The 23,673-nt window shown below is 72.8% G+C and carries 18 protein-coding genes and 1 tRNA gene; 3 read left to right on the top strand and 16 right to left on the bottom strand.

Annotated elements, in window-relative coordinates:
- Positions 1–49: 49 nt before the first annotated feature.
- A complete protein-coding gene (locus ACZ6C1_RS23930) occupies positions 50–562 on the top strand; it encodes a DUF5949 family protein (RefSeq protein WP_469243071.1) in 513 nt (170 codons plus the stop codon).
- Positions 563–690: 128 nt separating this feature from the next.
- Positions 691–1,326 (top strand): vitamin K epoxide reductase family protein, encoded by a 636-nt coding sequence (locus ACZ6C1_RS23925; RefSeq protein ID WP_469243197.1) that lies wholly within the window; start codon positions 691–693, stop codon positions 1,324–1,326.
- Between the two features lie 144 nt (positions 1,327–1,470).
- On the opposite strand, the gene ACZ6C1_RS23920 is transcribed toward ACZ6C1_RS23925, so the two are convergent.
- The 11 genes from ACZ6C1_RS23920 to ACZ6C1_RS23870 all read right to left on the bottom strand — a co-directional run bounded on the left by ACZ6C1_RS23920 (position 1,471) and on the right by ACZ6C1_RS23870 (position 18,470).
- A tRNA-Thr gene (locus tag ACZ6C1_RS23920) sits at positions 1,471–1,544 on the bottom strand.
- A gap of 74 nt (positions 1,545–1,618) precedes the next feature.
- Positions 1,619–3,157, bottom strand: coding sequence for an alpha/beta hydrolase (locus ACZ6C1_RS23915; protein WP_469243072.1), 1,539 nt, complete (start codon positions 3,155–3,157; stop codon positions 1,619–1,621).
- A 53-nt stretch (positions 3,158–3,210) separates the two neighbouring features.
- Complete coding sequence (locus ACZ6C1_RS23910) at positions 3,211–4,416, bottom strand: DNA polymerase III subunit delta' (RefSeq protein WP_469243073.1); 1,206 nt, start codon at positions 4,414–4,416, stop codon at positions 3,211–3,213.
- 154 nt (positions 4,417–4,570) lie between these two features.
- A complete protein-coding gene (gene tmk, locus ACZ6C1_RS23905) occupies positions 4,571–7,717 on the bottom strand; it encodes a dTMP kinase (RefSeq protein ID WP_469243074.1) in 3,147 nt (1,048 codons plus the stop codon).
- A gap of 119 nt (positions 7,718–7,836) precedes the next feature.
- Complete coding sequence (gene topA / locus ACZ6C1_RS23900) at positions 7,837–10,722, bottom strand: type I DNA topoisomerase (protein WP_469243075.1); 2,886 nt, start codon at positions 10,720–10,722, stop codon at positions 7,837–7,839.
- Positions 10,723–10,998: 276 nt separating this feature from the next.
- Entirely contained in the window at positions 10,999–11,196 is a 198-nt protein-coding gene (locus tag ACZ6C1_RS23895) for a hypothetical protein (RefSeq protein WP_469243076.1), read from the bottom strand.
- Positions 11,197–12,008: 812 nt separating this feature from the next.
- Positions 12,009–13,547, bottom strand: a complete 1,539-nt coding sequence (locus tag ACZ6C1_RS23890) for a DUF7059 domain-containing protein (protein ID WP_469243077.1) — start codon at positions 13,545–13,547, stop codon at positions 12,009–12,011.
- Positions 13,548–13,623: 76 nt separating this feature from the next.
- Positions 13,624–14,289 carry a small secreted protein gene (locus ACZ6C1_RS23885; protein WP_469243078.1) on the bottom strand — a complete coding sequence of 222 codons (666 nt, stop codon included), beginning with the start codon at positions 14,287–14,289 and terminating at the stop codon, positions 13,624–13,626.
- A 190-nt stretch (positions 14,290–14,479) separates the two neighbouring features.
- Complete coding sequence (locus ACZ6C1_RS23880) at positions 14,480–16,870, bottom strand: sodium-translocating pyrophosphatase (RefSeq protein WP_469243079.1); 2,391 nt, start codon at positions 16,868–16,870, stop codon at positions 14,480–14,482.
- Positions 16,871–17,106: 236 nt separating this feature from the next.
- On the bottom strand, positions 17,107–17,565 hold the full coding sequence (locus ACZ6C1_RS23875; protein WP_469243080.1) for an ATP-binding protein: 459 nt from the start codon (positions 17,563–17,565) through the stop codon (positions 17,107–17,109).
- Between the two features lie 551 nt (positions 17,566–18,116).
- Positions 18,117–18,470 (bottom strand): STAS domain-containing protein, encoded by a 354-nt coding sequence (locus ACZ6C1_RS23870; RefSeq protein ID WP_003967428.1) that lies wholly within the window; start codon positions 18,468–18,470, stop codon positions 18,117–18,119.
- Positions 18,471–18,549: 79 nt separating this feature from the next.
- On the opposite strand from ACZ6C1_RS23870, the gene ACZ6C1_RS23865 reads away from it, so the two are divergent.
- On the top strand, positions 18,550–21,027 hold the full coding sequence (locus ACZ6C1_RS23865; protein WP_469243081.1) for a DEAD/DEAH box helicase: 2,478 nt from the start codon (positions 18,550–18,552) through the stop codon (positions 21,025–21,027).
- Here ACZ6C1_RS23865 and ACZ6C1_RS23860 read toward each other — a convergent pair.
- From ACZ6C1_RS23860 to ACZ6C1_RS23840, 5 genes are all read right to left on the bottom strand, one after another.
- On the bottom strand, positions 20,969–21,301 hold the full coding sequence (locus tag ACZ6C1_RS23860) for an Rv3654c family TadE-like protein (protein ID WP_469243192.1): 333 nt from the start codon (positions 21,299–21,301) through the stop codon (positions 20,969–20,971). The genes ACZ6C1_RS23865 and ACZ6C1_RS23860 overlap by 59 nt on opposite strands.
- Positions 21,302–21,495: 194 nt before the next feature.
- A complete protein-coding gene (locus ACZ6C1_RS23855; RefSeq protein WP_469243084.1) occupies positions 21,496–21,861 on the bottom strand; it encodes a TadE family type IV pilus minor pilin in 366 nt (121 codons plus the stop codon).
- A complete protein-coding gene (locus ACZ6C1_RS23850) occupies positions 21,848–22,054 on the bottom strand; it encodes a DUF4244 domain-containing protein (protein ID WP_469243086.1) in 207 nt (68 codons plus the stop codon). The genes ACZ6C1_RS23855 and ACZ6C1_RS23850 overlap by 14 nt, the downstream gene beginning before the upstream one ends.
- Before the next feature lie 26 nt (positions 22,055–22,080).
- Positions 22,081–22,842 carry a type II secretion system F family protein gene (locus ACZ6C1_RS23845; RefSeq protein WP_469243087.1) on the bottom strand — a complete coding sequence of 254 codons (762 nt, stop codon included), beginning with the start codon at positions 22,840–22,842 and terminating at the stop codon, positions 22,081–22,083.
- Positions 22,839–23,669, bottom strand: coding sequence for a type II secretion system F family protein (locus ACZ6C1_RS23840; protein WP_469243198.1), 831 nt, complete (start codon positions 23,667–23,669; stop codon positions 22,839–22,841). Before ACZ6C1_RS23840 ends, ACZ6C1_RS23845 begins: the two co-directional genes overlap by 4 nt.
- Positions 23,670–23,673 lie beyond the last annotated feature (4 nt).

The raw sequence follows: 23,673 nt of genomic DNA, 5'->3' as shown, positions 1-23,673 counted from the left end.
GTGAAAACCAGCCCGAAGGCTCCGTAAGACGGCAGTACCATCCGGCAGCATGACCTCTTCCACGACCGCCGCAACGCCTGGGCAGCAGGAATCCCCTCTGGGCACCCTCACCGTCATCCCCTGGACCAATGAGCCCGAGGCCGACTCCGACTCGCCCGTGACGCCGTTCCTGATGGTGTACTCGCTCGGGGACGGCAGCGACGGTCCCGAGGCCGGGTCGGAGGCACTGCGCGACCAGCTGGAGAAGATCGGCCTGTCGATCGGCGACAAGGTGACGGACCTCTCCCGCGAGACCCGGATCCCGGTCACACTGCTGGTGGAGGCCGAACAGGCGGTGCTCAACCTGCCGTTCATGAGGGTGCAGTGCCCGGTGCCGCCGCAGTGGGAGAAGGCCGCCCACGAGAGCGGCAAGGCCTATCTCATCTGCTCGCTGCGCCCGTGGCCCGAGGCGGTGCAGGGCAAGCCGGTCAGCGAGGAGCAGCTTCGGGCGTTCCTCGCGGACGAGGAGATGGTGGCGCGCAGCGCCCACTGCCTGCTGCCCGTGCGCCGGGTGCGCACCTGACCCATCGACCGAAGGGGCCCCGGCAGCAGGCGTGTTGACCTGGCGCCGGGGCCTTCCCTCGTTTCGGTGGAAGAAAACGGGTAAAACCGCAATGAAAGGATTCCGCGTGTAACGTCGCCGCCATGACGATGACGCGCGTGAAGGACGAGGCTTCCCTCGCCCGGAACGAGGAGCCCGAGCAGGACACGACGGTCGGTGCGGGCCGGGCGTTCGCCTGGACGCTGGTGGTCACGGGCGCGGCGGGACTGCTCGCGGCGTGGGTGATCACGCTCGACAAGTTCAAGCTGCTGGAGGACCCGAACTTCACCCCGGGCTGCAGCCTGAACCCGGTCGTCTCCTGCGGCAACATCATGAAGAGCGACCAGGCCGCCGTCTTCGGCTTCCCCAACCCGATGCTGGGGCTCGTCACCTACGGCATGGTCGTCGCCATCGGCGCCGCGCTTCTGGCGGGGGCGCGGCTGCGGCGCTGGTACTGGCTGGGGCTGAACGCCGGGACGCTGTTCGGGGTCGGCTTCTGCACCTGGCTGATGCACCAGTCGCTCTACGAGATCAACGCGCTCTGCCTGTGGTGCTGTTCCGCATGGATCGCGACGCTGGTCATGTTCTGGTGCGTGACCTCCCACACCGTACGCAACGGCCTCCTGCCGGCCCCGCGCGCGGTGCGCGGCTTCCTGGACGAGTTCGCCTGGGTGCCGCCCGTCCTGCACACCGGGATCATCGGGATGCTGATCCTGACCCGCTGGTGGGACTTCTGGACCGGCTGACCGGCGACACGGGCCGACCGCGACCCGAGCCGGCCACGGGGCTGACCCCGACCGGAGCCGACCGCGGCGCCGCCTCTGCGGCCAGTCGGGAACGGCGCAACAAAAACCCCAGGTCGAGAGTGTCCGACCTGGGGTTTTTCTCTGAGCCGCCTTCGGGATTCGAACCCGAGACCTACGCATTACGAGTGCGTTGCTCTGGCCAACTGAGCTAAGGCGGCATGCCGTGCGATCCCTGTCGGGTGCAGCAGCGGGGACAAGTCTACACAGGTCCGGGGGGTGCTTCGCACACGCGTCAGCGGCAGCGCTTGCCGGGCGGGGGGACCGTGCCGTCGAGGAGGTAGGTGTTGATGGCGGTGTCGATGCAGTCGCTGCCACGGCCGTATGCCGTATGGCCGTCGCCCTCGTAGGTCAGGAGCGTGCCGGAGGAGAGCTGGGCGGCGAGGGACTGGGCCCACTTGTAGGGGGTGGCGGGGTCGCGGGTGGTGCCGACGACGACGATGGGGGCGGCACCGGCGGCCTCGATGCGGTGGGCGGCGCCGGTGGCCTTGGTGGGCCAGTACGCGCAGTTCAGCGATGCCCAGGCCAGTCCCTCGCCGAAGACGGAGGAGGCCTTCTCGAAGGACGGGACGGCGGCGGCGACCTGCTCGGGGCTGGTGAAGGCGGGCGGCTGGTCGAGGCAGTTCACGGCGGCGTTGGCGTACATCAGGTTCGAGTACGTGCCGTCCTCCTCGCGCTCGTAGTAGCTGTCGGCGAGGGCCAGGAGGGCGGATCCCTCGCCGCCCATGGCGCGGGTGAGGGCCTCACGCAGCTGCGGCCAGGCGGACTCGTCGTACATGGCGGCGATCACGCCCGTGGTGGCGAGGGCCTCGCCGAGCTCGCGGCTCTCGCCGGTGGGGATGGGCTGCTCGTCGAGCGCGGCGAAGAACGCCTTGAGGCGGGCGGCCGCGGCGGTGGGCGACCCGGTGCCCAGCGGACAGTCGGACTGCTCGACGCAGTCGGCGGCGAAGGAACGGAAGGCGGTCTCGAAACCGGCCGTCTGGTCGCGGTTGAGCTCGGCGGTCGGCAGGGACGGGTCCATCGCGCCGTCCAGGACGAGCCGCCCGGTGCGGGAGGGGAACAGCTCGGCGTACGTCGCGCCGAGGAACGTGCCGTACGAGGCGCCGACGAAGTTCAGCCGCTTGTCGCCCAGCACCTCGCGGAGGATGTCCATGTCACGGGCGGTCTCGACGGTCGAGACGTGGGGCAGGATCCGGCCGGAGCGCTTCTGGCAGCCGGCCGCGAAGCTCTTGAAGGAGGCGGCGAGGCGTGCGGTCTCGGCCCCGTCGTCCGGGGTCTGGTCCACCTGGGTGTACGCGTCCATCTGCGGGCCGTCGAGGCAGTGGACCGGCTCGCTGCGGGCCACGCCGCGCGGGTCGACGGCGACGATGTCGTAACGGGCCCGGACGGGGGCCGGGTACCCGACGCCCGCGTACCCCTGGAGGTAGCCGACCGCCGAACCGCCCGGGCCGCCCGGGTTGACCAGCAGCGAGCCCAGGCGCTTGCCGGGACCGGTGGCCTTGGCGCGGGACACGGCGAGCTTGATCTGTTCGCCGTCCGGGTCGGCGTAATCGAGCGGGGCCTTCATGGTGGCGCACTCGAAACCGGGGGCGCCGCATGCGTGCCAGGTCAGCCGCTGGCCGTAGTACGCCTTGAGCCGCTCGGCCGAGGCGATCGAGGCCGACGCCTGGGCGGAGGCGGCAGGGGTGGAGCCCCCCTCCGTGCAGCCGGCCAGGAGCAGGCCGAGGAGCGAGGCGGTGACGGCGGACGTGCGGAGCAGACGGCTGGAGTCCATCCCCGGAGAGTATCCGTCTGATCACGCTTTGTGGCCGTGGCCACCCGTACGGGTTACCCCTGGCGGAGGGCCATCGTCATCGCCTCCACCGCGAGCAGGGGAGCCACATTGCGGTCCATGGCCTCGCGGCAGGCGAGGACCGCCTCGATCCGGCGCAGGGTCCGCTCCGGTGTCGACTCGCGGGCGATCCGGTCCAGCGCGTCGCGCACGTCCTCGTTCGCCAGTGCCGTGCCCGCGCCGAGCTGGAGCGCCAGCACGTCACGGTAGAAGCTCGTCAGCTCGCCGAGCGCCAGGTCCAGGCTGTCGCGCTGGGTACGGGTCCGGCGGCGCTTCTGCTTGTCCTCCAGCTCCTTCATCGCACCCGCCGTGCCGCGCGGCATCCGGCCGCCGGGGGTGCCGCCCAGCGCCGCCTTCAGCTCCTCGGTCTCCTTGACGTCGGTTCCCTCGGCGACCTCCTTGGCGTCCTCGGACGCCGCGTCGATCAGCTCCTGGGCCGCCTTGAGGCAGCCGCCGATGTCCGCCACCCGCAGGGGCACCTTGAGGACCGTCGCCCGGCGGGCCCGGGCGCGCTCGTCGGTGGCCAGGCGACGGGCGTGGTCGATGTGGCCCTGGGTGGCGCGGGCGGCGGCGTACGCGGCCTCCGGCTCGATGCCGTCGCGCCGGATCAGGACGTCGGCGACGGCCTCGACCGGCGGCGTGCGCAGGGTGAGGTGACGGCAGCGGGAGCGGATGGTGGGCAGGACGTCCTCGATGGACGGTGCGCACAACAGCCACACCGTGCGCGGAGCCGGCTCCTCCACGGCCTTCAGGACGGCGTTGGCCGACTTCTCGTTCAGCCGCTCGGCGTCCTCGACGAGGATGACCTGCCAGCGCCCGTTCGCGGGTGACGTGAACGACTTGCGGACCGTGTCCCGCATGTCGTCGACCAGGATCTGGGTGCCCACGGCGGCGACCGTCGAGACGTCCGCGTGCGTGCCCACCAGGGCCGTGTGGCAGCCGTCGCAGAACCCGCAGCCCGGTTCGCCGCCGAGCGCCCGGTCGGGGCTGACGCACTGCAGTGCCGCGGCGAAGGCCCGGGCGGCGGTGGTGCGCCCGGAGCCGGGCGGGCCGGTGAACAGCCACGCGTGCGTCATCTTCGACGCGTCGGGCGGTGCGGTGCCGCCCGCGTCGGCGGTGACGAGCGCGTCGGCGTCGCGGGCGGCGGCGCGCAACTGCTCCTGGATCCGGTCCTGGCCGACCAGGTCGTCCCACACGGGCATGGGTCACCGCCTTCCTGCGTACGTGTCTCGGTCCGGCTTCCCGGTGTGGTTCGTGATCCGGCTGCCCGGTGCGGGTTCCATTGTGGGGCAGGGGTCTGACAGCAGAGGTCCGACGGCGGGCGCCGGGCCACCGGGCCGTCAGCACCCGGCTCCGTCAGGACCGGCGGCGGCCGTCCCCGCGTCCGTAGTCCTCGTCGTCGTGCGGGCCGAGCAACTCGTCCGCGAGGGTCGGCAGGTCGTCCAGCGGGGTCTCCTCCGCCCAGTCCGAGCGGCGCCTCGGCCTGCCCTGCTCGTCGACCTGCGGCAGCTCACGGGTCCGCTCGGGGCCCGGCCTGTCGGGCTCCTCGTCCCGGAAGAAGCCCGGCGGCACGCGGTCGGCAGGCCCCCCGTCCCGCACGGGCGGGAGGACGGCCGTCTCCTCGGCGTCCGAGGGCGCGGCCGGGCCGCTGTCGCGCACCGGCCGCAGAACGGTCGTCTCGTCATCGGCCCGCCCGGCGTCCTGGACGTCCCGTACGGGAGGCAGCACGGCCGTCTCGTCGGCGGCAGGGGACGCGGCCTCGTCACGGACGCGCGGGAGGAGGGCCGTCTCGTCGTCGTCCTTGCGCATGTTGACGCGCGGGGCCGGGACTTCCTGGGTCTCCTGGTCCGGGTTCACCACCGGCGTCGGCACCGTGATCTCGGCAGCGGACTCGGTGGCGGACGCGGCAGCCGACGCCGCGGCGGCAGCCTCCGCGAGACGCCGTGCCTCCTCGGCGCGCAGCAGGGCCTCCTCGGCCTTGCGCTGCTTCTCCAGGCGCCGTGCCTCGGCCTCGGCCCGCAGCCGCTCCTGCTCCTCCTTGAGCTTGCGCAACCGCTCCTGCTCCTCGTGGCGGGCCTTCTCCTCGGCCTCGCGGCGCCGCCGCTCCTCCTCGGCGAGACGGCGCGCCTCCTCCGCCCGCCGCCTTGCCTCCTCGGCCTGCCGCTCGGCCTCGCGCTGACGCGCTTCCTCCTCCTCGCGGCGCTTGCGCTCCTCCTCCTCGGCGCGCAGCTTGGCGAGCTGTTCCTGGCGCTCGCGCTCCAGGCGCTCCTCCTCGGCCTTGCGCGCCGCCTCTTCCTCGGCCTTGCGCCGGGCTTCCTCCTCGGCGCGCTTGCGCGCCTCCTCCATGGCCTTCACCTCGGCCTCGGAGAGCGGCAGCATTTGGTCGAGACGGTGGCGTACGACGGTGGTGACCGCCTCCGGCTCCTGGCCGGCGTCCACCACCAGGTACCGGCCCGGGTCCGCCGCCGCGAGGGCGAGGAATCCGGCCCGTACACGCCGGTGGAACTCCGCCGGCTCCGACTCCAGCCGGTCCGGTGCCTCGGTGAACCGCTCCCGCGCGGTCTCCGGCGAGACGTCCAGCAGGACGGTCAGGTGCGGTACGAGACCGCTGGTCGCCCAGCGCGAGATGCGGGCGATCTCGGTCGGCGACAGGTCACGGCCGGCGCCCTGGTAGGCCACGGACGAGTCGATGTACCGGTCGGAGATGACGATCGCGCCGCGCTCCAGGGCCGGGCGGACCAGCGAGTCGACGTGCTCGGCGCGGTCGGCCGCGTACAGCAGGGCCTCCGCGCGGTTGGACAGCCCGGCGCTCGACACATCGAGGAGGATCGAGCGCAGCCGCTTGCCGATCGGTGTGGCGCCCGGCTCGCGCGTGACGACCACCTCGTGGCCCTTGGCCCGGATCCACTCGGCCAGCGCCTCCACCTGCGTGGACTTGCCTGCCCCGTCACCACCCTCCAGTGCGATGAAGAAACCGGTCTTCGACGGGGCCTGCGCCGGGTCCGCGCCGCGCAGCGCGTCGCGCAGGTCGCGGCGCAGCGGCACCCCGGAGCGGTCGTCGGTCTTGGCCAGTACCAGCGCCGCGACGGGCAGCAGCAGGGCGCCGACCAGCATCAGCGTGAAGGCGGCACCGCCGTGGGCGAAGACGAAGTCGCCGCCGGCGAGCCGGTGCGGGCCGATGGCGGCGGCGAGCAGCGGGGCGGCCAGCGCGCCGAGCGCGATGGAGACCCGTACGACGGCGTGGAGGTGCTCGGTGAGACGCGGCCGCCGGTACTCCTCCGTCTCCTGGTCCAGCAGGGTGTGCCCGGTGTTGGCCGCCACACCGGCCGCGAATCCCGCGCCGAGCGCGATGAACAGCACGGTCGCCGTGTCCGGCACCAGGCCCACGGCGAGCAGGGCGACGCCCGTGACGGCGATCGCCAGCGCCAGCAGGCGGCGGCGGGACAGGGCGGGCAGGACGAACGGAGCGCGTCGGATGCCGAGGGCGGTCCCGCCGATCAGCGCCAGCACCAGGAGCGCGAAAGCGACGGGCCCACCGCCGAGGTCGCTGCCGTGCAGCGCCGCGACGGCGGTGGCGGACGCGACGGCTCCGGCGACGGCGGCGCACGCGAGCACCAGCAGCGGTATGGCCCCCGTACGGCCCTTGTCGACGCCGCTTCCGGTCGACGGGCGGCGCAGGCCCTCCAGCGGGGAGCGGGGGCGCGGGGTCTGGGCGTCGGGCAGTTCCAGGAAGTACAGGACGGAGACGGACGCCGCGAACAGGCCGGCCGCGACGTACGAACCGAGGGCCGCCTGGTGGGTGGTGAACCAGTCGATGCCCGTCCCGAGCACATTGCCGACGAGTGTGGCGACGAGGAGCGCGGCCGCCGCGCCGGGGATGGCGGCGAAGCTCGTGCGCAGCGACAGCCGCCGCAGGGCGTCCATGTGGTCCGGCAGCGGCCGTACGGCGGCTCCCTCCGCCGGCGGGGCGGGCAGCAGCGCGGGGGCCGCGCCCTCCTTGGCCACGGTCCAGAAACGCTCGGCGACGCCGGCCAGGAAGGCGGTCCCCAGGAGGAACACGAGGGCCTGGTCGGGCATCCAGTCGATCCACAGCGGCGCGATGACCAGCAGCCCGACGCGTACGCCGTCGGCACCGACCATGGTCCAGCGGCGGTCCAGCGGGCCCTTGGGGGCGGTCAGCGTCGTCAGCGGGCCGAGCAGAACGGCACCGAAGAGGAAGGTGGACAGGATCCGCGCCCCGAACACCGCGGCGACCGCGAAGGCCGCCCCCCGGTACCCGCCGCCGAAGGCTCCCTCGACCACCGCCGCCTGCAGCGCCAGCAGCACCAGCACGAGCAGGGCGAGTGCGTCACCGATCCCGCCGACGAGCTGCGCGCTCCACAACCGCCTCAGCGGCGGGGTGCGCAACAGAGCCCGTACGGCGCGCTCGCGGGAGTCCGCGGCAAGTGCGGCGTCGGAGTCTGAGGTGGGGCTCAAGACCGTTGGCTGCTCGGCTCGCGTCATCCCATCAGCCTATCCGGACGGACCGACACCCAGTCGTCCCCACCCGTACAAACGCCCCGGCCCCGGGAGGGCCGGGGCGCCGTGGCGCGCAGTCGGCGCGCGCCCGGGGCTTCCCGGGATCAGTCGTCCGACGCGGCAGAGGAGGCCGAAGCGGCGGACGAGGCCCTGGACGCCGTGGCCTTTTTCGCCGTTGTCGCCTTCGCCGTCGTCTTCTTCGCCGTCGTCTTCTTCGCCGTGGTCGTCTTCTTCGCGGCCGTCTTCTTGGCCGTCGTCGTCTTCGCTGCGGTCTTCTTCGCCGGGGCCTTCTTGGCCGCCGCCTTCTTGGCGGTCTTCTTCGCCGGGCCCTTCGCCCGCTTCTCCGCCAGCAGCTCGTAACCGCGCTCGGGCGTGATCGTCTCCACGCTGTCGCCGGTCCGCAGCGTCGCGTTCGTCTCGCCGTCCGTGACGTACGGACCGAAGCGGCCGTCCTTCACGACCACCGGGCGCTCGCTGACCGGGTCGGTGCCCAGCTCCTTCAGCGGGGGCTTGGCGGCGGCGCGGCCACGCTGCTTCGGCTGGGCGTAGATCGCCAGGGCCTCGTCCAGCGTGATGCTGAAGAGCTGCTCCTCGTTCTCCAGCGACCGCGAGTCCGTGCCCTTCTTCAGGTACGGGCCGTACCGGCCGTTCTGGGCGGTGATCTCGACGCCCTCCGCGTCGGTGCCCACGACGCGGGGAAGCGACATCAGGCGGAGCGCGTCCTCCAGGGTCACCGTGTCGAGGGTCATCGACTTGAAGAGGGAGGCCGTACGCGGCTTCACCGCGTTCTTGCCGGTCTTCGGGGTGCCCTCGGGAAGGACCTCCGTGACGTACGGGCCGTAACGGCCGTCCTTGGCGACGATCTGGTGCCCGGTCGCCGGGTCCGTACCGAGCTCGAAGTCGCCGCTCGGCTTGGCCAGCAGCTCCTCGGCCAGCTCGACCGACAGCTCGTCGGGCGCCAGGTCCTCCGGCACGTCGGCGCGCTGGTGGCCCTCCGCGTCCTTCTCGCCGCGCTCGATGTACGGGCCGTAGCGGCCGACCCGCAGCACGATGCCGTTGCCGACGGGGAAGGAGGAGATCTCCCGGGCGTCGATCGCGCCCAGGTCGGTGACCAGCTCCTTCAGGCCGCCGAGGTGGTCGCCGTCGCCGTTGCCGGCCTCGGCGGCGCCCCCGGCCGCCGCGCCGTCGCCCTCGCCGAAGTAGAACCGCTTCAGCCACGGCACGGCCTGCGCCTCGCCGCGCGCGATGCGGTCGAGGTCGTCCTCCATCTTCGCGGTGAAGTCGTAGTCGACGAGCCGGCCGAAGTGCTTCTCCAGCAGGTTGACGACGGCGAAGGAGAGGAAGGACGGGACGAGGGCCGTGCCCTTCTTGAAGACGTACCCGCGGTCCAGGATCGTGCCGATGATCGACGCGTACGTCGACGGGCGGCCGATCTCGCGCTCTTCCAGCTCCTTGACCAGCGAGGCCTCGGTGTAGCGGGCCGGCGGCTTGGTGGCGTGGCCGTCCGCCGTGATCTCCTCGGCGGTCAGCGCGTCGCCCCGGGCGACCTGCGGCAGCCGGCGCTCACGGTCGTCGAGCTCGGCGTTCGGGTCGTCGGCGCCTTCGACGTACGCCTTCATGAAGCCGTGGAAGGTGATCGTCTTTCCGGACGCGGAGAACTCGGCGTCCCGGCCGTCGCTCGCCCGGCCGCCGATCTTGACGGTGACGGAGTTTCCGACGGCGTCCTTCATCTGGGAGGCGACCGTCCGCTTCCAGATCAGCTCGTAGAGCTTGAACTGGTCACCGGTCAGGCCGGTCTCCGCGGGCGTGCGGAAACGATCACCCGAAGGGCGAATCGCCTCGTGCGCCTCCTGCGCGTTCTTGACCTTGCCGGCGTACACGCGCGGCGTGTCGGGCAGGTAGTCGGCACCGTACAACTGCGTCACCTGGGCCCGGGCCGCCGCGACGGCGGTCTCGGACAGGGTGGTCGAGTCCGTACGCATGTACGTGATGAAGCCGTTCTCGTACAGCTTCTGCGCGATCTGCATGGTCGCCTTGGCACCGAAGCCGAGCTTGCGGCTGGCCTCCTGCTGGAGGGTGGTGGTGCGGAAGGGCGCGTACGGGGAGCGGCGGTACGGCTTCGACTCGACGGAGCGGACGCTGAACGACGTGTCGGCGAGCGCGGCGGCGAGGGCGCGGGCGTTCGCCTCGTCCAGGTGCAGGACCTGGCCGGAGGACGCCTTCAGCTGTCCGTCGGAGCCGAAGTCGCGGCCCTGCGCGACGCGGCGGCCGTCGACCGTGGCCAGGCGGGCGACGATGTTCGAGGGATCGGACGCGTCACCGGCGCGGCCGGTGGCGAACGTGCCGGTCAGGTCCCAGTACTCGGCGGAGCGGAACGCGATGCGCTCGCGCTCCCGCTCGACGACGAGGCGGGTGGCGACGGACTGCACACGGCCGGCGGACAGCCGGGGCATGACCTTCTTCCACAGGACCGGCGAGACCTCGTAGCCGTAGAGGCGGTCGAGGATACGGCGGGTCTCCTGGGCGTCGACCATGCGCTTGTTCAGCTCGCGCGGGTTGGCGACGGCGGCCTGGATCGCGTCCTTGGTGATCTCGTGGAAGACCATCCGGTGGACCGGGACCTTGGGCTTGAGGACTTCCATGAGGTGCCAGGCGATTGCCTCGCCCTCGCGGTCCTCATCGGTGGCGAGGAAGAGCTCGTCGGACTCGGCCAGCTGCTCCTTGAGCTTCCTGACCTGGGCCTTCTTGTCCGCGTTGACGACGTAGATGGGCTGGAAGTCGTGTTCGACGTCCACGCCCAGACGGCGTACCTCGCCGGTGTACTTCTCGGGCACCTCGGCGGCGCCGTTGGGGAGGTCGCGAATGTGCCCGACGCTCGCCTCGACGACGTAGCCAGGGCCGAGGTAGCCCTTGATCGTCTTCGCCTTGGCAGGCGACTCGACGATGACGAGTCGGCGGCCGCCCTGTGCGGTCTCGCTGGTCGGGGACAACTTCGCTCTTCTCTCCGGTCGACGCTCGGTGGCGCGTGCCGCGCGGTGTGGTCCCACCGCGTGCACTCCTTGCGCACTGCGCACTGCCGTGACGCTGTGCTCTGGCGCTGCTTACGCTGCTGTCGCTGCGGAGTGTGACGGTACAACCCGCCCCCGTGTCAAACGGCAAAAGACCGCAACGGCCACTCGAACGGTAACCCGAGTCCGGGCATTCCTGCCGCCCGGACTCCCTTCAGACCCGTTTCCGGACCCGGAGCCCCCTGTTCCGCCGCACGGTCAGGCGCGGCCGAAACACCACACCCCGAGGATGAGGAAAGCCGCTCCCATCGAGGTCGCGAACGTGATCGCCGCCAGCGGACTTACGCCCAGCGCGACCGGCGCCCGGTGCAGCGCACGTGTCGCGGTCCACAGCAGCAGCCCCGCGCCGAACAGCGTGAACGCCGCGCCGGCGAAGATTGCCGGTCCGCTCTCCATGTCCGTACCCCGTTCCTCGGTGATCCCCTGGTTGCCCCGAGGGGGAGGCTGACACCTCCGGGCATCCTGAGCGCGAATTGCGGGTGAACGGCACGGTGAACGCACCACGCGTTCACCCACGCGGCGCCGCCGCGGGGGGCGGGTCCGGGGCGGGGCGGGTCCGGGGTGGGGCGGGGCGGATCTGGGGGGCGGGTCTGGGGTGGGGCGGGGTGCGTGCGTGGGGGTGTTGCGGGAGCGGGGCGGGCCGGGTGCGGGGCGGGTTCCGGTGGGTGGGCGGTGCGGGACGGGGTCTGGGCGGGTGCGGGACGGGCGGGTGCCGGGGCCGGTACCGGGGGACGCGGTCCGGAGGCGGGGCGGGCACAGGCGCGGGGGGCGGGGCACGGTCCGGGGCGCGGCTCCCGGGCGTACGGGCAGGCGCGGGTTCGGGGCGCCGCTCCCGGGCGTACGGGCGGTCCGGGCAGCGCGCGGTCCGGGGCGGCGCGCGGTCCGGGGCGGATGCGTCTCGGGGTGGGCGCCCGCTCCGGGACCGGGCCGTCCGCGGCAGGCGCCCCCGTGGCCGCCCGCCCCTGGCCGGAAGCGGCCCGGTCGGAGCCGCTCGGGCGCGGCGCTCCGGGCAGGGAGCCGCCCCTCACGCCGCGGCGCGGGGGCCGGGGCGCACGGGTGCGCGGCGTGCGACGGGGCGGTCGCCGTCCCGGTCGGCCACCTCGGAGGGCGGGCGGCCACCGTCGCGGCAGGCCGCCCGGGCGCGAGGCGAAGGTTGGCCGGTTCACGTCCCCTCCCGGGGTCTACCGCGCCGACGGACGTCGCCGTCGTCACATCCCGGTCGCCGGCTCCAGGAACCCTTCCTCCACCAGGAGCCGGATCGCCTGGGGAGTGCGGTCCCGCAGCAGCACCGGGTCCTCGCCCATCAACTGGGCGATGGCGTCCAGGATCCGCCCCGCGCTGAGCGTCCCGTCGCACACACCCGCGAAGCCCGCGCCGACGGCGTCCACCTTGGTGGCGCGGCGCATGCCCCGGTTCTGCCGGAGCACCACGTGCTCCGGATCCTCCGCGCCCGGCAGCCCGACCTGCTCCTGCATCACCTCCGGTACCAGCACGAAGTGGTCGGCGAGCAGATCCGCGTCGTCGCGCGTCCGCAGATAGTCCTGGCGCGCGAAGTGCGCCCGTACCGTCTCACCGAGCGGCTGCTCCACCGGGTGCGGCCACTCCTCGATGACGATGGACGGCTTCTCCGCACCGGACTTGCGGAGCGTGATCCAGCCGAAGCCGATCGCCTTGGTCTTCCGCTGCTCGAACTCGTCCAGCCACGCCTCGTACCGCTCCACGTACCGCTCCGGATCGCCCTGGTGATCCCCCGCGTCCCGCAGCCACAGCTCGGCGTACTGCGTCACGTCCTGCACCTCGCGCTGCACGATCCAGGCGTCGCACCCGCGGGGCACCCAGGAACGCAGCCGCTCCTGCCAGTCCTCGCCCTCCACGTGCTGCCAGTTGGCGAGGAACTGCGCGAACCCCCCTTCGTTCAGCCGCTCTCCCGCCCGCTGGACGAGCGACCGGCACAGATCGTCGCCGCCCATCCCGCCGTCCCGGTAGGTCAGCCGGGCGCCGGTGTCCCCCGTGCCGGAGGCCAGGGGAGAAATGACGAACGGCGGGTTCGACACGATCAGGTCGTACGTCTCCGACGCCACCGGCTCGAACAGCGAACCGGTGCGCAGGTCCGCCTCCGGCGCCCCGGACAGCGCGAGTGTGAGCCGGGCGAACTCCAGCGCCCGCGGGTTCAGGTCCGTCGCCGTCACACGCGTGGCGTGCTGCGCCGCGTGCAGCGCCTGGATGCCCGACCCGGTGCCCAGGTCCAGGGCCGAGGCGACGGGCGTACGGACCGTGATCCCGGCGAGCGTCGTGGACGCGCCGCCCACGCCGAGGACCACGCCCTCGCCCCGGCCGCTCGCACCCGCCGCACCGCCCACGGCGCAGCCCAGGTCGGAGACGATGAACCAGTCCTGTCCCTCCGGCCCGCCGTACGGCCGTACGTCCACCGTGGCGCGGATCCCGCCGTCGTCCTCCACGACCCACCTGTCGGCGAGCGCCTCGTCCAGCGGCAGGACGGCGCCCGCCCGTTCGTGCGGCACGGGCTGCTGGAGGAGGAAGAGCCGGACGAGCGTGGCGAGCGGGCCGTCCGCACGGGTGGCGCGCAGGGCGGGGACCGTCTCGCTGCGGGCGAGCGCGGCGTAGGCGGGTGCGCCGAGCAGCTCGAGCAGGCCGTCGGCGGTGAAGTCGGCGGCGAGCAGGGCGTCGCGGAGGCGGTCGGCGCGGTCGGGCACCGGGAGGCTGGCGGTAAGGCTGGTCGTACTCACCTGCCCATTGTGACCGCCGCCACTGACAATCGACGCGTCGGCCCGGCCCCCGAACACGGGAACCGGGCCGAAGTCCCTACTCGGCGGCGGGGGCGGAGGCGGAGGCCTGGGCCGGCTTGGCGGAGTTGCCCGCCGAAGCGGACGCGGCCGGGCCCGGCTTGGCCGGCGGGATCGTCGGCGAGACCGACGCCTCGGCCTTGCGGCAACCGGGCTGCTTGGCCATCGCCTGGCCGAGCTGGCCGGACTGCAGCTTCGCCAGTGCGTCCTGGTCCATCTTCTCGATCTTCTTCAGGCCCTCGGCGACGCCCTGCAGCCCGTCGGCGAACTTCTGCTGGTTCTTCGGGTCCAGCGCGTCGACCTGCTTCTTGAGGCCCTCGTACGCCGCGGCCGTGGCGTTGAGCTCCTTGACCGCGTCCTGCTGGAGCTTCTCCCCGTTGTCGACGGGCGGTACGCCCGCGTCCTGCACCGCCTTGGCGAGCGCCTTGTCCGCGTCGGCGATGTCCTGGAAGGCCTTCGAGTCGGCGGCCTGGATGTCGGCGGGCTTGCCGTCCGCCGCCGTCGAGATGATGGTCTGCTGGGCGTTGGCCCGCTTCTGGATCTGCGGCTGCGCCTGGTCGCACACCTTCTTGGCCCAGGCGTCCACCTTGTTCTCGCCGTTGCCGCCGTCTTCGTCGCTGCAACCCGACAGTGCGAGCACCATTACCGCACCGCTGGACAGTGCGGCCGCAAGCTTCTTGTTCACCGGTTTGGTCCCTTCCAAGGCTCTCGGCCCCGGAACATACACGCCAAGTGGGGGACATTCGCATGGCGTGCGACCGTTTCGTACGCTTTTACAACCATTTGTATCAAGAGAGAGAAGGCTCACCGCCGGATGAGCCGAACGGGCGGACGGAACGTCACCGCGTTCCGCCCGCCCGCACTCTGACCGGGTGTTACAGAGTCGCCGCCTTGCCGGCCACCCGCCCGGCCGTGCTGTTGTCCTCGTCACCCATGGCGACCGTACGCCGCTTGGACACGTACACCGCGCCGATGATGACGACGATCGCGAACGCCGCCACCACCGCCCGTACGCCCGCGCTGGCGTCGTCGCCGTAGCTGAACTCGACGACCGCGGGCGCGATCAGCAGCGCCACCAGGTTCATCACCTTCAGCAGCGGGTTGATGGCCGGGCCCGCGGTGTCCTTGAAGGGGTCACCGACCGTGTCACCGATCACGGTGGCGGCGTGGGCATCACTGCCCTTGCCTCCGTAGTGGCCGTCCTCGACGAGTTTCTTCGCGTTGTCCCAGGCGCCTCCGGAGTTGGCGAGGAAGACGGCCATCAGGGTGCCGGCGCCGATGGCGCCCGCGAGGAATGACCCGAGGGCACCCACCCCGAACGTGAAGCCGACGGCGATGGGCGCCATGACGGCGAGCAGACCGGGTGTGGCCAGTTCGCGCAGCGCGTCCTTGGTACAGATGTCGACGACACGCCCGTACTCCGGCTTCTCGCTGTAGTCCATGATCCCGGGATGCTCGCGGAACTGCCTGCGCACCTCGTAGACCACCGCTCCGGCCGACCGCGACACCGCGTTGATCGCCAGTCCGGAGAAGAGGAAGACGACCGCGGCGCCGAAAATCAGTCCGACGAGGTTGTTGGGCTGGGAGATGTCCATGGTCAGGTTCATCTCCGTCGCCTTGGCCCCGACGTCGCGCACGGCGGTGGCGATGGCGTCCCGGTACGACCCGAAGAGCGCGGCCGCCGCCAGTACGGCCGTGGCGATGGCGATGCCCTTGGTGATGGCCTTGGTCGTGTTGCCGACGGCGTCGAGGTCGGTGAGGACCTGCGCGCCCTCGCCCTGGACGTCGCCGGACATCTCGGCGATGCCCTGGGCGTTGTCGGATACCGGGCCGAAGGTGTCCATGGCGACGATGACGCCGACCGTGGTGAGCAGTCCGGTGCCGGCCAGGGCGACGGCGAACAGCGCCAGCGTGATCGACGCGCCGCCCAGCAGGAACGCCCCGTACACCGAGAGGCCGATCAGCAGCGCGGTGTAGACGGCGGACTCCAGACCGATGGAGATGCCGGCGAGGACCACGGTCGCCGGGCCGGTCAGGGAGGACTTTCCGATGTCCCTGACCGGGCGGCGGGTGGTCTCGGTGAAATAGCCGGTGAGCTGCTGGATCAGCGCGGCCAGCACGATGCCGATGGCGACCGCCACCAGCGCGAGGATGCGCGGGTCGCCGCCGTGCGCCCTGATGGCGGCCTCGGTGACGCCTTCGAGGGAGGCGTACGAGGACGGGAGGTAGACGTAGACCGCGACGGCCACCAGCGCGAGCGAGATCACGGCGGAGATGAAGAATCCGCGGTTGATCGCGGCCATCCCACTGCGGTCGGCGCGCCGCGGGGCGACCGCGAAGATGCCGATCATCGCGGTGACCACGCCGATCGCCGGCACGATCAGGGGGAAGGCGAGACCGAGGTCTCCGAATGCCGCCTTGCCGAGGATCAACGCGGCGACCAGGGTCACCGCGTACGACTCGAAGAGGTCGGCGGCCATGCCCGCGCAGTCGCCGACGTTGTCCCCGACGTTGTCGGCGATGGTGGCGGCGTTGCGCGGATCGTCCTCGGGGATGCCCTGCTCCACCTTGCCGACGAGGTCGGCGCCGACATCCGCGGCCTTGGTGAAGATGCCGCCGCCGACACGCATGAACATCGCGATGAGCGCGGCGCCCAAGCCGAAACCTTCCAGCACCTTGGGCGCGTCGGCCGCGTAGACGAGAACCACGCAGGAGGCGCCGAGCAGGCCGAGGCCCACCGTGAACATGCCGACCACGCCACCCGTACGGAAAGCGATCTTCATCGCTTTGTGCGAGACGGTCGTCAGGTCCTTTTGCGGCTCTCCGGGGGCGGAAGTCGCCTCACGCGCGGCTGCCGCCACACGCACATTCGCCCGCACGGCAAGACGCATGCCGATGTAACCGGTGGCCGCCGAGAACAGGGCGCCCACCAGGAAGAACAGTGATCGTCCGGCGCGCTGCGACCAGTTGTCCGCGGGCAGCAGCAGGAGCAGGAAGAACACGACAACCGCGAAGATTCCGAGGGTTCGCAGCTGCCGGGCCAGATAGGCGTTCGCGCCTTCCTGGACGGCCGCCGCGATCTTCTTCATGGCGTCGGTGCCCTCACCGGCCGCCAGTACCTGTCGTACGAGCAGCTGGGCGACGATCAGGGCGGCCAGGGCAACCGCCGCGATGACGACCACGATGATCCGGTTTTCATCGGTGAGTACCGCGGCCGCGAGAGAAGTCGGGTGGTCGGACACTTGTGTGGTGAAGAGCCCCGCCATTCGTCCTCCTTGACGTCAGAAGAGCTCAAGACGTGGACGGATTGTAGGGAGCAGAACCTGATCAAAACAGAGCGCCGTAGAACAGAATTGACCTTTGCTTGCCAGTCGGCAAATGCAGGCCGCATGAAATCCACCCGAAAGCAGTAATGACTTTGAACCATTGACGCGGGGCGGAGCGATCTAGAAAAACAAAAAGGCCCTGCTCAGCAGGGCCTTTCATTTCGCCGGGGGCGGGGTCAGGGGAGCACGGCGGCGGGGTTCGTCGGCCAGGTCATCCGGATGACGCCGCCGGCCTCACCGGCCGAAACCTCGACGTCGTCGACGAGCCCGGTGATGACGGCGAGGCCCATCTCGTCCTCGCCCTCCGCGTCGTCGAACTCCTCGACCGGCGCGGCGCTGCGGGAGCCCGGCACCCCGGCGGCATCGGCCGCCGCGACGCCCGCGCCCGGTACCTCGTCCCCGACCTCGATGGAGAACGTCTTCTCCTCCTCGGTCAGCATGACCCGGATCGGGGAGACCACGTGGTTGCTGCGGTGCAGCCCCACGGCGCGGGAGCAGGCCTCACCGACGGCGAGCCTGACCTCGTCCAGCACGGCTTCGTCGACCCCTGCCCGGCGCGCCACGGCGGCCGCCACCAGACGGGCGGTCCTGACGTGCTCGGGCTGGGCACTGAAGCGGAGTTCAACGGTGGCCATGCGATCCCCCTCGACGTGCGGGCGTGCCTCTCAGAGAACCGGGCTGGACGCCCGGCACCCTGCTCTTCCTCCCGGATCCTCCGGCCGGCCGGTCAGCGGTCGGACCTGACGGCCCTGCCGCGCCGACCGGACCTCACCGGCTCGGTCGCCTCCGTTCCGCTCCCGGCCACGTCCCGACCGGATACCCGTCGGCAACAGCCGACCGGTCCGGCGGGCCGTGTCCCGGCCCGGCGATCGTGTCCTGGCCGCCGCGCCGGAAGCCCGGCCGGGGCCGGACCCCACGTACGGGGCCCGCGACCCTGCCCGGGCAACGGCCCGGTCCGACCGGTACGGGCCCGAGCGGACCGATACCGGGTGAACCGGGCCGGTACCGGCGGAGCCGGACCGGAACGGCGACCGGACCAGGGCCGACGGAACCGGAGCCCGGACCGACGGAACCGAACCGGCCGACGGAACCGAGCCGAACCGACGAACCCGGAGTCCGGAGCCCGGCCGACCGGACGGGCCGGTATCGGTCCGGACCCGACCGGCGCGGCGAGCCGACTCAGAACTCAGTCGGTGGCCGCGACGGCCTCGTCCACCGTGGTGTGGATCGGGAACACCTTGGTCAGTCCGGTGATCCGGAAGATCTTGAGAATGCGCTCCTGGTTGCAGACCAGGCGCAGCGATCCTTCATGCGCGCGCACGCGCTTCAGGCCGCCCACCAGCACGCCGAGGCCGGTCGAGTCGAGGAAGTCCACGCCCTCCATGTCGACAACCAGGTGGTAGCTGCCGTCATTCACCAACTCGACCAACTGCTCGCGCAGCTTGGGCGCGGTATACACATCAATCTCGCCACCGACCTCGACGACCGTACGGTCGCCACCAGGGCCGGACACATTGCGAGTCGACAGGGACAGGTCCACGGATCCTCCAGCACCTTGCTATCGAGCGGTCGCCCCTCGGATTCTCCGGACGGAGCCAGGGGACGGATCGCCAGCCGCGATGGCATTCAATCACTTACCAGCAGCCATGCACGACGCCTTGGGAGCATTGTCCGTCACGCCGGTGACACACTCGGTGCCGATGGCCATGAATCACCGCCCCAGTCGCCCACCCGAGATCGGGGACACCCGCCCCTCCCCCGGTACGGTCCTCGACCGGCTCACCGCGGGAGCGAACCGGGCTGCGCGCATCACTCATACGGAGCACCTGCCCCCAAGAGCGGGTCGGCATGCAGTCTGGCCCGATCGCATCCGCCCGGAAGTGATCAACGCCATCCATACGGCGGGCATCGAGCACCCCTGGGCCCACCAGGCGACGGCCGCGGAGCACGCGCTGGACGGCGAGTCGGTCGTCATCGCCACCGGCACCGCGTCCGGCAAGTCCCTCGCCTATCTGGCGCCGGTGCTGTCCACTCTGCTGGACGGCTCCGAGGCGCCCAACGGCCGCGGAGCGACCGCCCTGTACCTCGCTCCCACCAAGGCTCTCGCCGCCGACCAGCGGCGCTCGGTCAAGGCTCTCGCCGCCCCGCTGGGCAACCGGATCCGGCCGGCGGTGTACGACGGGGACACGCCCGTCGAGGAGCGGGAGTGGGTCCGCCAGTACGCCAATTACGTACTGACCAACCCCGACATGCTCCACCGGGGCGTCCTGCCCTCCCATCCGCGCTGGTCCTCCTTCCTGCGCGCGCTGCGCTATGTCGTCGTCGACGAGTGCCACACCTACCGCGGCGTCTTCGGCTCCCACGTCGCCCAGGTGCTGCGCCGCCTGCGCCGCGTCTGCGCCCGCTACGGCTCGTCCCCCGTCTTCCTCCTCGCCTCCGCGACCGCCGCCCAGCCGGCCCAGGCCGCCGGTCGGCTGACGGGCCTGCCGGTGCGCGAGGTCGCCGATGACGCCTCACCACGCGGAGAACTGGTCTTCGCCCTCTGGGAGCCTCCGCTCACCGAACTCCAGGGCGAGCAGGGCGCCCCGGTGCGCCGCACCGCCACCGCCGAGACCGCCGACCTCCTGACGGACCTGACCGTCCAGGGTGTCCGGTCGGTCGCCTTCGTACGCTCCCGGCGTGGCGCCGAGCTGATCTCGGTCATCGCCAAGGAGCGCCTCGCGGAGGTGGACCGCTCGCTGCCCGCCCGGGTCGCCGCCTACCGGGGCGGCTACCTGCCCGAGGAGCGCCGGGCCCTGGAACGCGCCCTCCACTCGGGTGAACTTCTCGGGCTGGCCGCCACCACCGCCCTGGAGCTGGGCATCGACGTGTCGGGCCTGGACGCCGTGGTCATCGCCGGATATCCGGGCACCCGGGCTTCGCTGTGGCAGCAGGCGGGCCGCGCCGGACGCGCCGGGCAGGGTGCGCTCGCGGTGCTCGTGGCCCGCGACGACCCGCTGGACACCTTCCTCGTCCACCACCCGGAGGCGCTGTTCCGCCAACCGGTCGAGTCGACCGTCCTGGACCCCGACAACCCGTACGTCCTCGCCCCCCACCTGTGCGCGGCGGCGGCGGAACTCCCGCTCACGGAATCCGACCTGGCCCTCTTCGGTCCCGCCGTCCCCGAGCTGCTGCCCCAGCTCGAAGCGGCCGGGCTGCTGCGCCGCCGTGCGTCGGGCTGGTACTGGACCCGCCGCGAGCGCGCCGCCGACCTCACCGACATCCGTGGCGAGGGCGGCAGCCCCGTCCAGATCGTCGAGGCCGGCACGGGACGGCTGCTGGGCACGGTCGACGAGTCGGCCGCCCACGCCGCCGTCCACGAAGGCGCCGTCCACCTCCACATGGGCCGCACCTACCTGGTCAAGCGGCTGGACCTGAAGGACTCGGTGGCCCTCGTCGAGGAGGCCAATCCCCCGTACTCGACCACCGCCCGCGACACCACCGCCATCTCCGTGCTGGACACCGACACCGAGATCCCCTGGGGCGACGGGCGCCTGTGCTACGGGTCCGTCGAGGTCACCAACCAGGTCGTCTCCTTCCTCCGCCGCCGCCTGATCACCGGCGAGGTGCTCGGCGAGACGAAACTCGACCTCCCGCCGCGGACCCTGCGCACCCGCGCCGTGTGGTGGACCGTCACCGAGGACCAGCTGGACGCCGCCCGGGTGAATCCGGAGCAGCTGGGCGGCGCCCTGCACGCCGCCGAGCACGCGTCCATCGGCCTGCTGCCGCTCTTCGCCACCTGCGACCGCTGGGACATCGGCGGTGTGTCCGTCCCGCTCCACCCCGACACGCTGCTGCCGACGGTCTTCGTCTATGACGGCCATCCGGGTGGCGCGGGCTTCGCCGAACGCGCCTTCCACACCGCCCGCGCGTGGCTCACCGCGACCCGTGACGCCATCGCCTCCTGCGAGTGCGACGCGGGCTGTCCCTCGTGCATCCAGTCGCCCAAGTGCGGCAACGGCAATGACCCGCTGCACAAGCGGGGCGCCGTCCGCCTCCTCACGGAACTGCTGCGGGGAGCCCCGGAAGAGCCCCGGGAGGGCCCGCCCGCGCCCTGACCCCGGGCGCGTACGGCCCGAACCGGGCGCGAGCCGTCACCTCCGCGATCTCACCGCGCACCGTGCACCGCACCACCTCCGCCCCCTGCGCCCGTGCCACCCGCCCCGCCGCCTCGCAGGCGACGGAAGTCCCCCACAGCGCCCGGTCCGCCGCGGCGAGCGCCGCCAGGTCCGCGGCACCTCCCGCCCGGTGCCGGGCGGCCACCGCCTGCCCCAGCGCGAGGACGGCCGCGAAGACCGCGCACATCACCGTGGCCGCCATCGCCACCCACACCGTCGCCGCCCCCCGATCGCCGGCCGAGCCCCGCCCCGAGCGGCCTCCGGCGTGCGGCAGGGCAGCCGCGCCGGCAACCACCCCGGGCGCGGGCCCGTGAGCCGCACGGGAATCCAGTCCCCGACCCGGGCCATGGCCCACGCCTCGGACGGCGAAGGAACCCGCCGGAGCGCCCGCGGTGGCGGGCGGGCCAGTCATGGCGCGACCCCCACGGTGTCCTCGGCCAGTGCGGCCGCCTCCGCACGGAGCGTCAGGCGCAGCGGGCCGGGGCCCGGAGCCGGGGCCTCCACCCGCACCCGCCACAGATCACCCGTGCGCTCCACCGCCACCCGCGCGCCGCCCGGGGCGGCCGAGCGGGCCGCCGCCACCGCCTCCGCGGGTGGCTCCGAACGGGCCACTGCCCGTGCCCCGGCCCGTGCCGCGTCCACGCACTGGATCTGCGCGGCGGCCGCCACCAGCGCCCACACGAGCGCCATCGTGAACAGCACCAGCGCCGGCAGGACCGTGGCCGCCTCGGCGGTCACCGACCCGCGATCGCCGCCGGTCTCAGAACTGGGCATCGAGCGCCCTCCCGATCAGCGCCTGCAGCCCACCCGACACCACGTCACTCGTCACGATCTTGTAGAGCACGGCCGCGAAGGCGCACGCGGCGAGCGTGCCCATCGCGTACTCGGCCGTGGTCATTCCCGCGTCGCGGCGCGCTCCAGCTCCACGCGCCCGAGCCAGCAGTGCCTTCACCATCCGGTTTCCCATTCCGACCCCCAAGAGATGTCGACCCGTCACATCAGTTCGCTCGCCAGCCCCATGACCACCGGCGCCACCCCGACCGCGAGGAACGCGGGCAGGAAGCAGAGCCCCACCGGGGCGGTGATCAGCACCTGCGCCCGCTGGGCGCGGGCCGTGGCCCGCCGCGCCTGATCCGCCCGCAGTGCGCCGGCCAGCCGGGAGACCGCCTCGGCCGCCGGGGCTCCCGAGGCACTCGCCCGTTCCAGGCAGCGCGCCAGCGGGCGGGCGCCCGGTATGCCACCGAACCGGCCCCACACCTCCCCCGGTTCGCCGCCCAGCCGCAGCTCGGCCGCCGCCCTCGCAAGCCGGTCCCCGACCGGGCCGCCCAGTGACTCCCCGACGGCCTCCGCCGCCTCACGCGGCCCCGCCCCGGCCGACAGGCACGCGGCCAGCAGGTCCGCCGCCAGGGGCAGCCCGCGCTCCACCTCACCGTCCTCGTCCCCCGCCCGGCGCGGGCGCCGCTGCCACTTCCATGCGCCATACGCGGCGGCGGCGCCCACGGCACATCCGGCGATCCCGCCGACCAGCACCCAGCCGCTGATCGCAGCTCCCACCGGCGCCGCCCACCGCCGGACCCACGCCCCGCACCCCGGCCGCCGGGATCGGCGCCGCCCGTACTCCGTCCCGAGCAGCGCGGCGATCCGCCGGCGCACCCGGCCCTCCCGCCGACGCGCCGCCACCGTCCAGGCCAGCCATGCCACACCGGCCGCCACGGCGCCGCCCACCCCCAGGCTGTGGAGGAACTGCCCACTCATGGCCCCTCCCCGGCCCGGACGACCCGGCCGGCCCACCACAGGCCCACGGCCTCCAGCAGCCCACCCACGGCCAGGCAGCCCAGCCCCGCCGGGGTGTGGAACAGCACCCGCAGGGGATCGGCGCCGAGCGCCCAGCCCATCGCGAGCCCCACCACCGGAAGCACCGCCAGCATCCCCACCGTCGCCCAGGCGCCGGCCAGCTGCGCCCTCAGCCGCTCCTGCCGGTCGCGCCCCTCCCGGAGCGCCGCCTCCAGCCGGTCCAGGCCCGCCGCGAGACCGGCACCGCCGTCCACGGCCACCTGCCAGCAGGCCGCCAGACCCAGCAGACCGTCCGCACCGTCCTCCCGCGCGGCGCGCCGCAACGCCTCCGGTACGTCGCCCCCGAACCGCGCCGCCGCCAGGACCGCAGCCTCCTCCCCGCCGAGCCCGCCAGTGGTGCGGGCCGCCCAGAGCAACGCCTGACCGGGCTGCCACCCCGCGCGCAACTCACCCGCCACCGCCCCGCACAGGGCGATCACCGCGTCCGCCCGCCGCTCCCGGTCCCGGGCACGCTCGCGGGCCCGCAACCGCCGTCCCACCAGCGGTACGGCACACGCACCCGCGACCAACGGCAGTACCGACTCAGCCAGCGCCGCCAGAACGCCCGCCACCACCAGGCACAGCCACTCCCGCCGCCCCCGGACCACTGGCGCCCACCGCCTCCAGGACCACGGTCCCGCGACCGGCACGTCACCGCCGCCCGCGAACAGCAACCGCGCCCGCCGCGCCCCCCGCCCCCGGTCCATCACCAGCCAGGCCGCCGCGCCCGCGCACACCGCCGCGTACATCGGC

The sequence above is a fragment of the Streptomyces sp. NPDC041796 genome (genome assembly GCF_055590785.1).
This window is presented reverse-complemented; position numbering and strand designations above follow the sequence as displayed.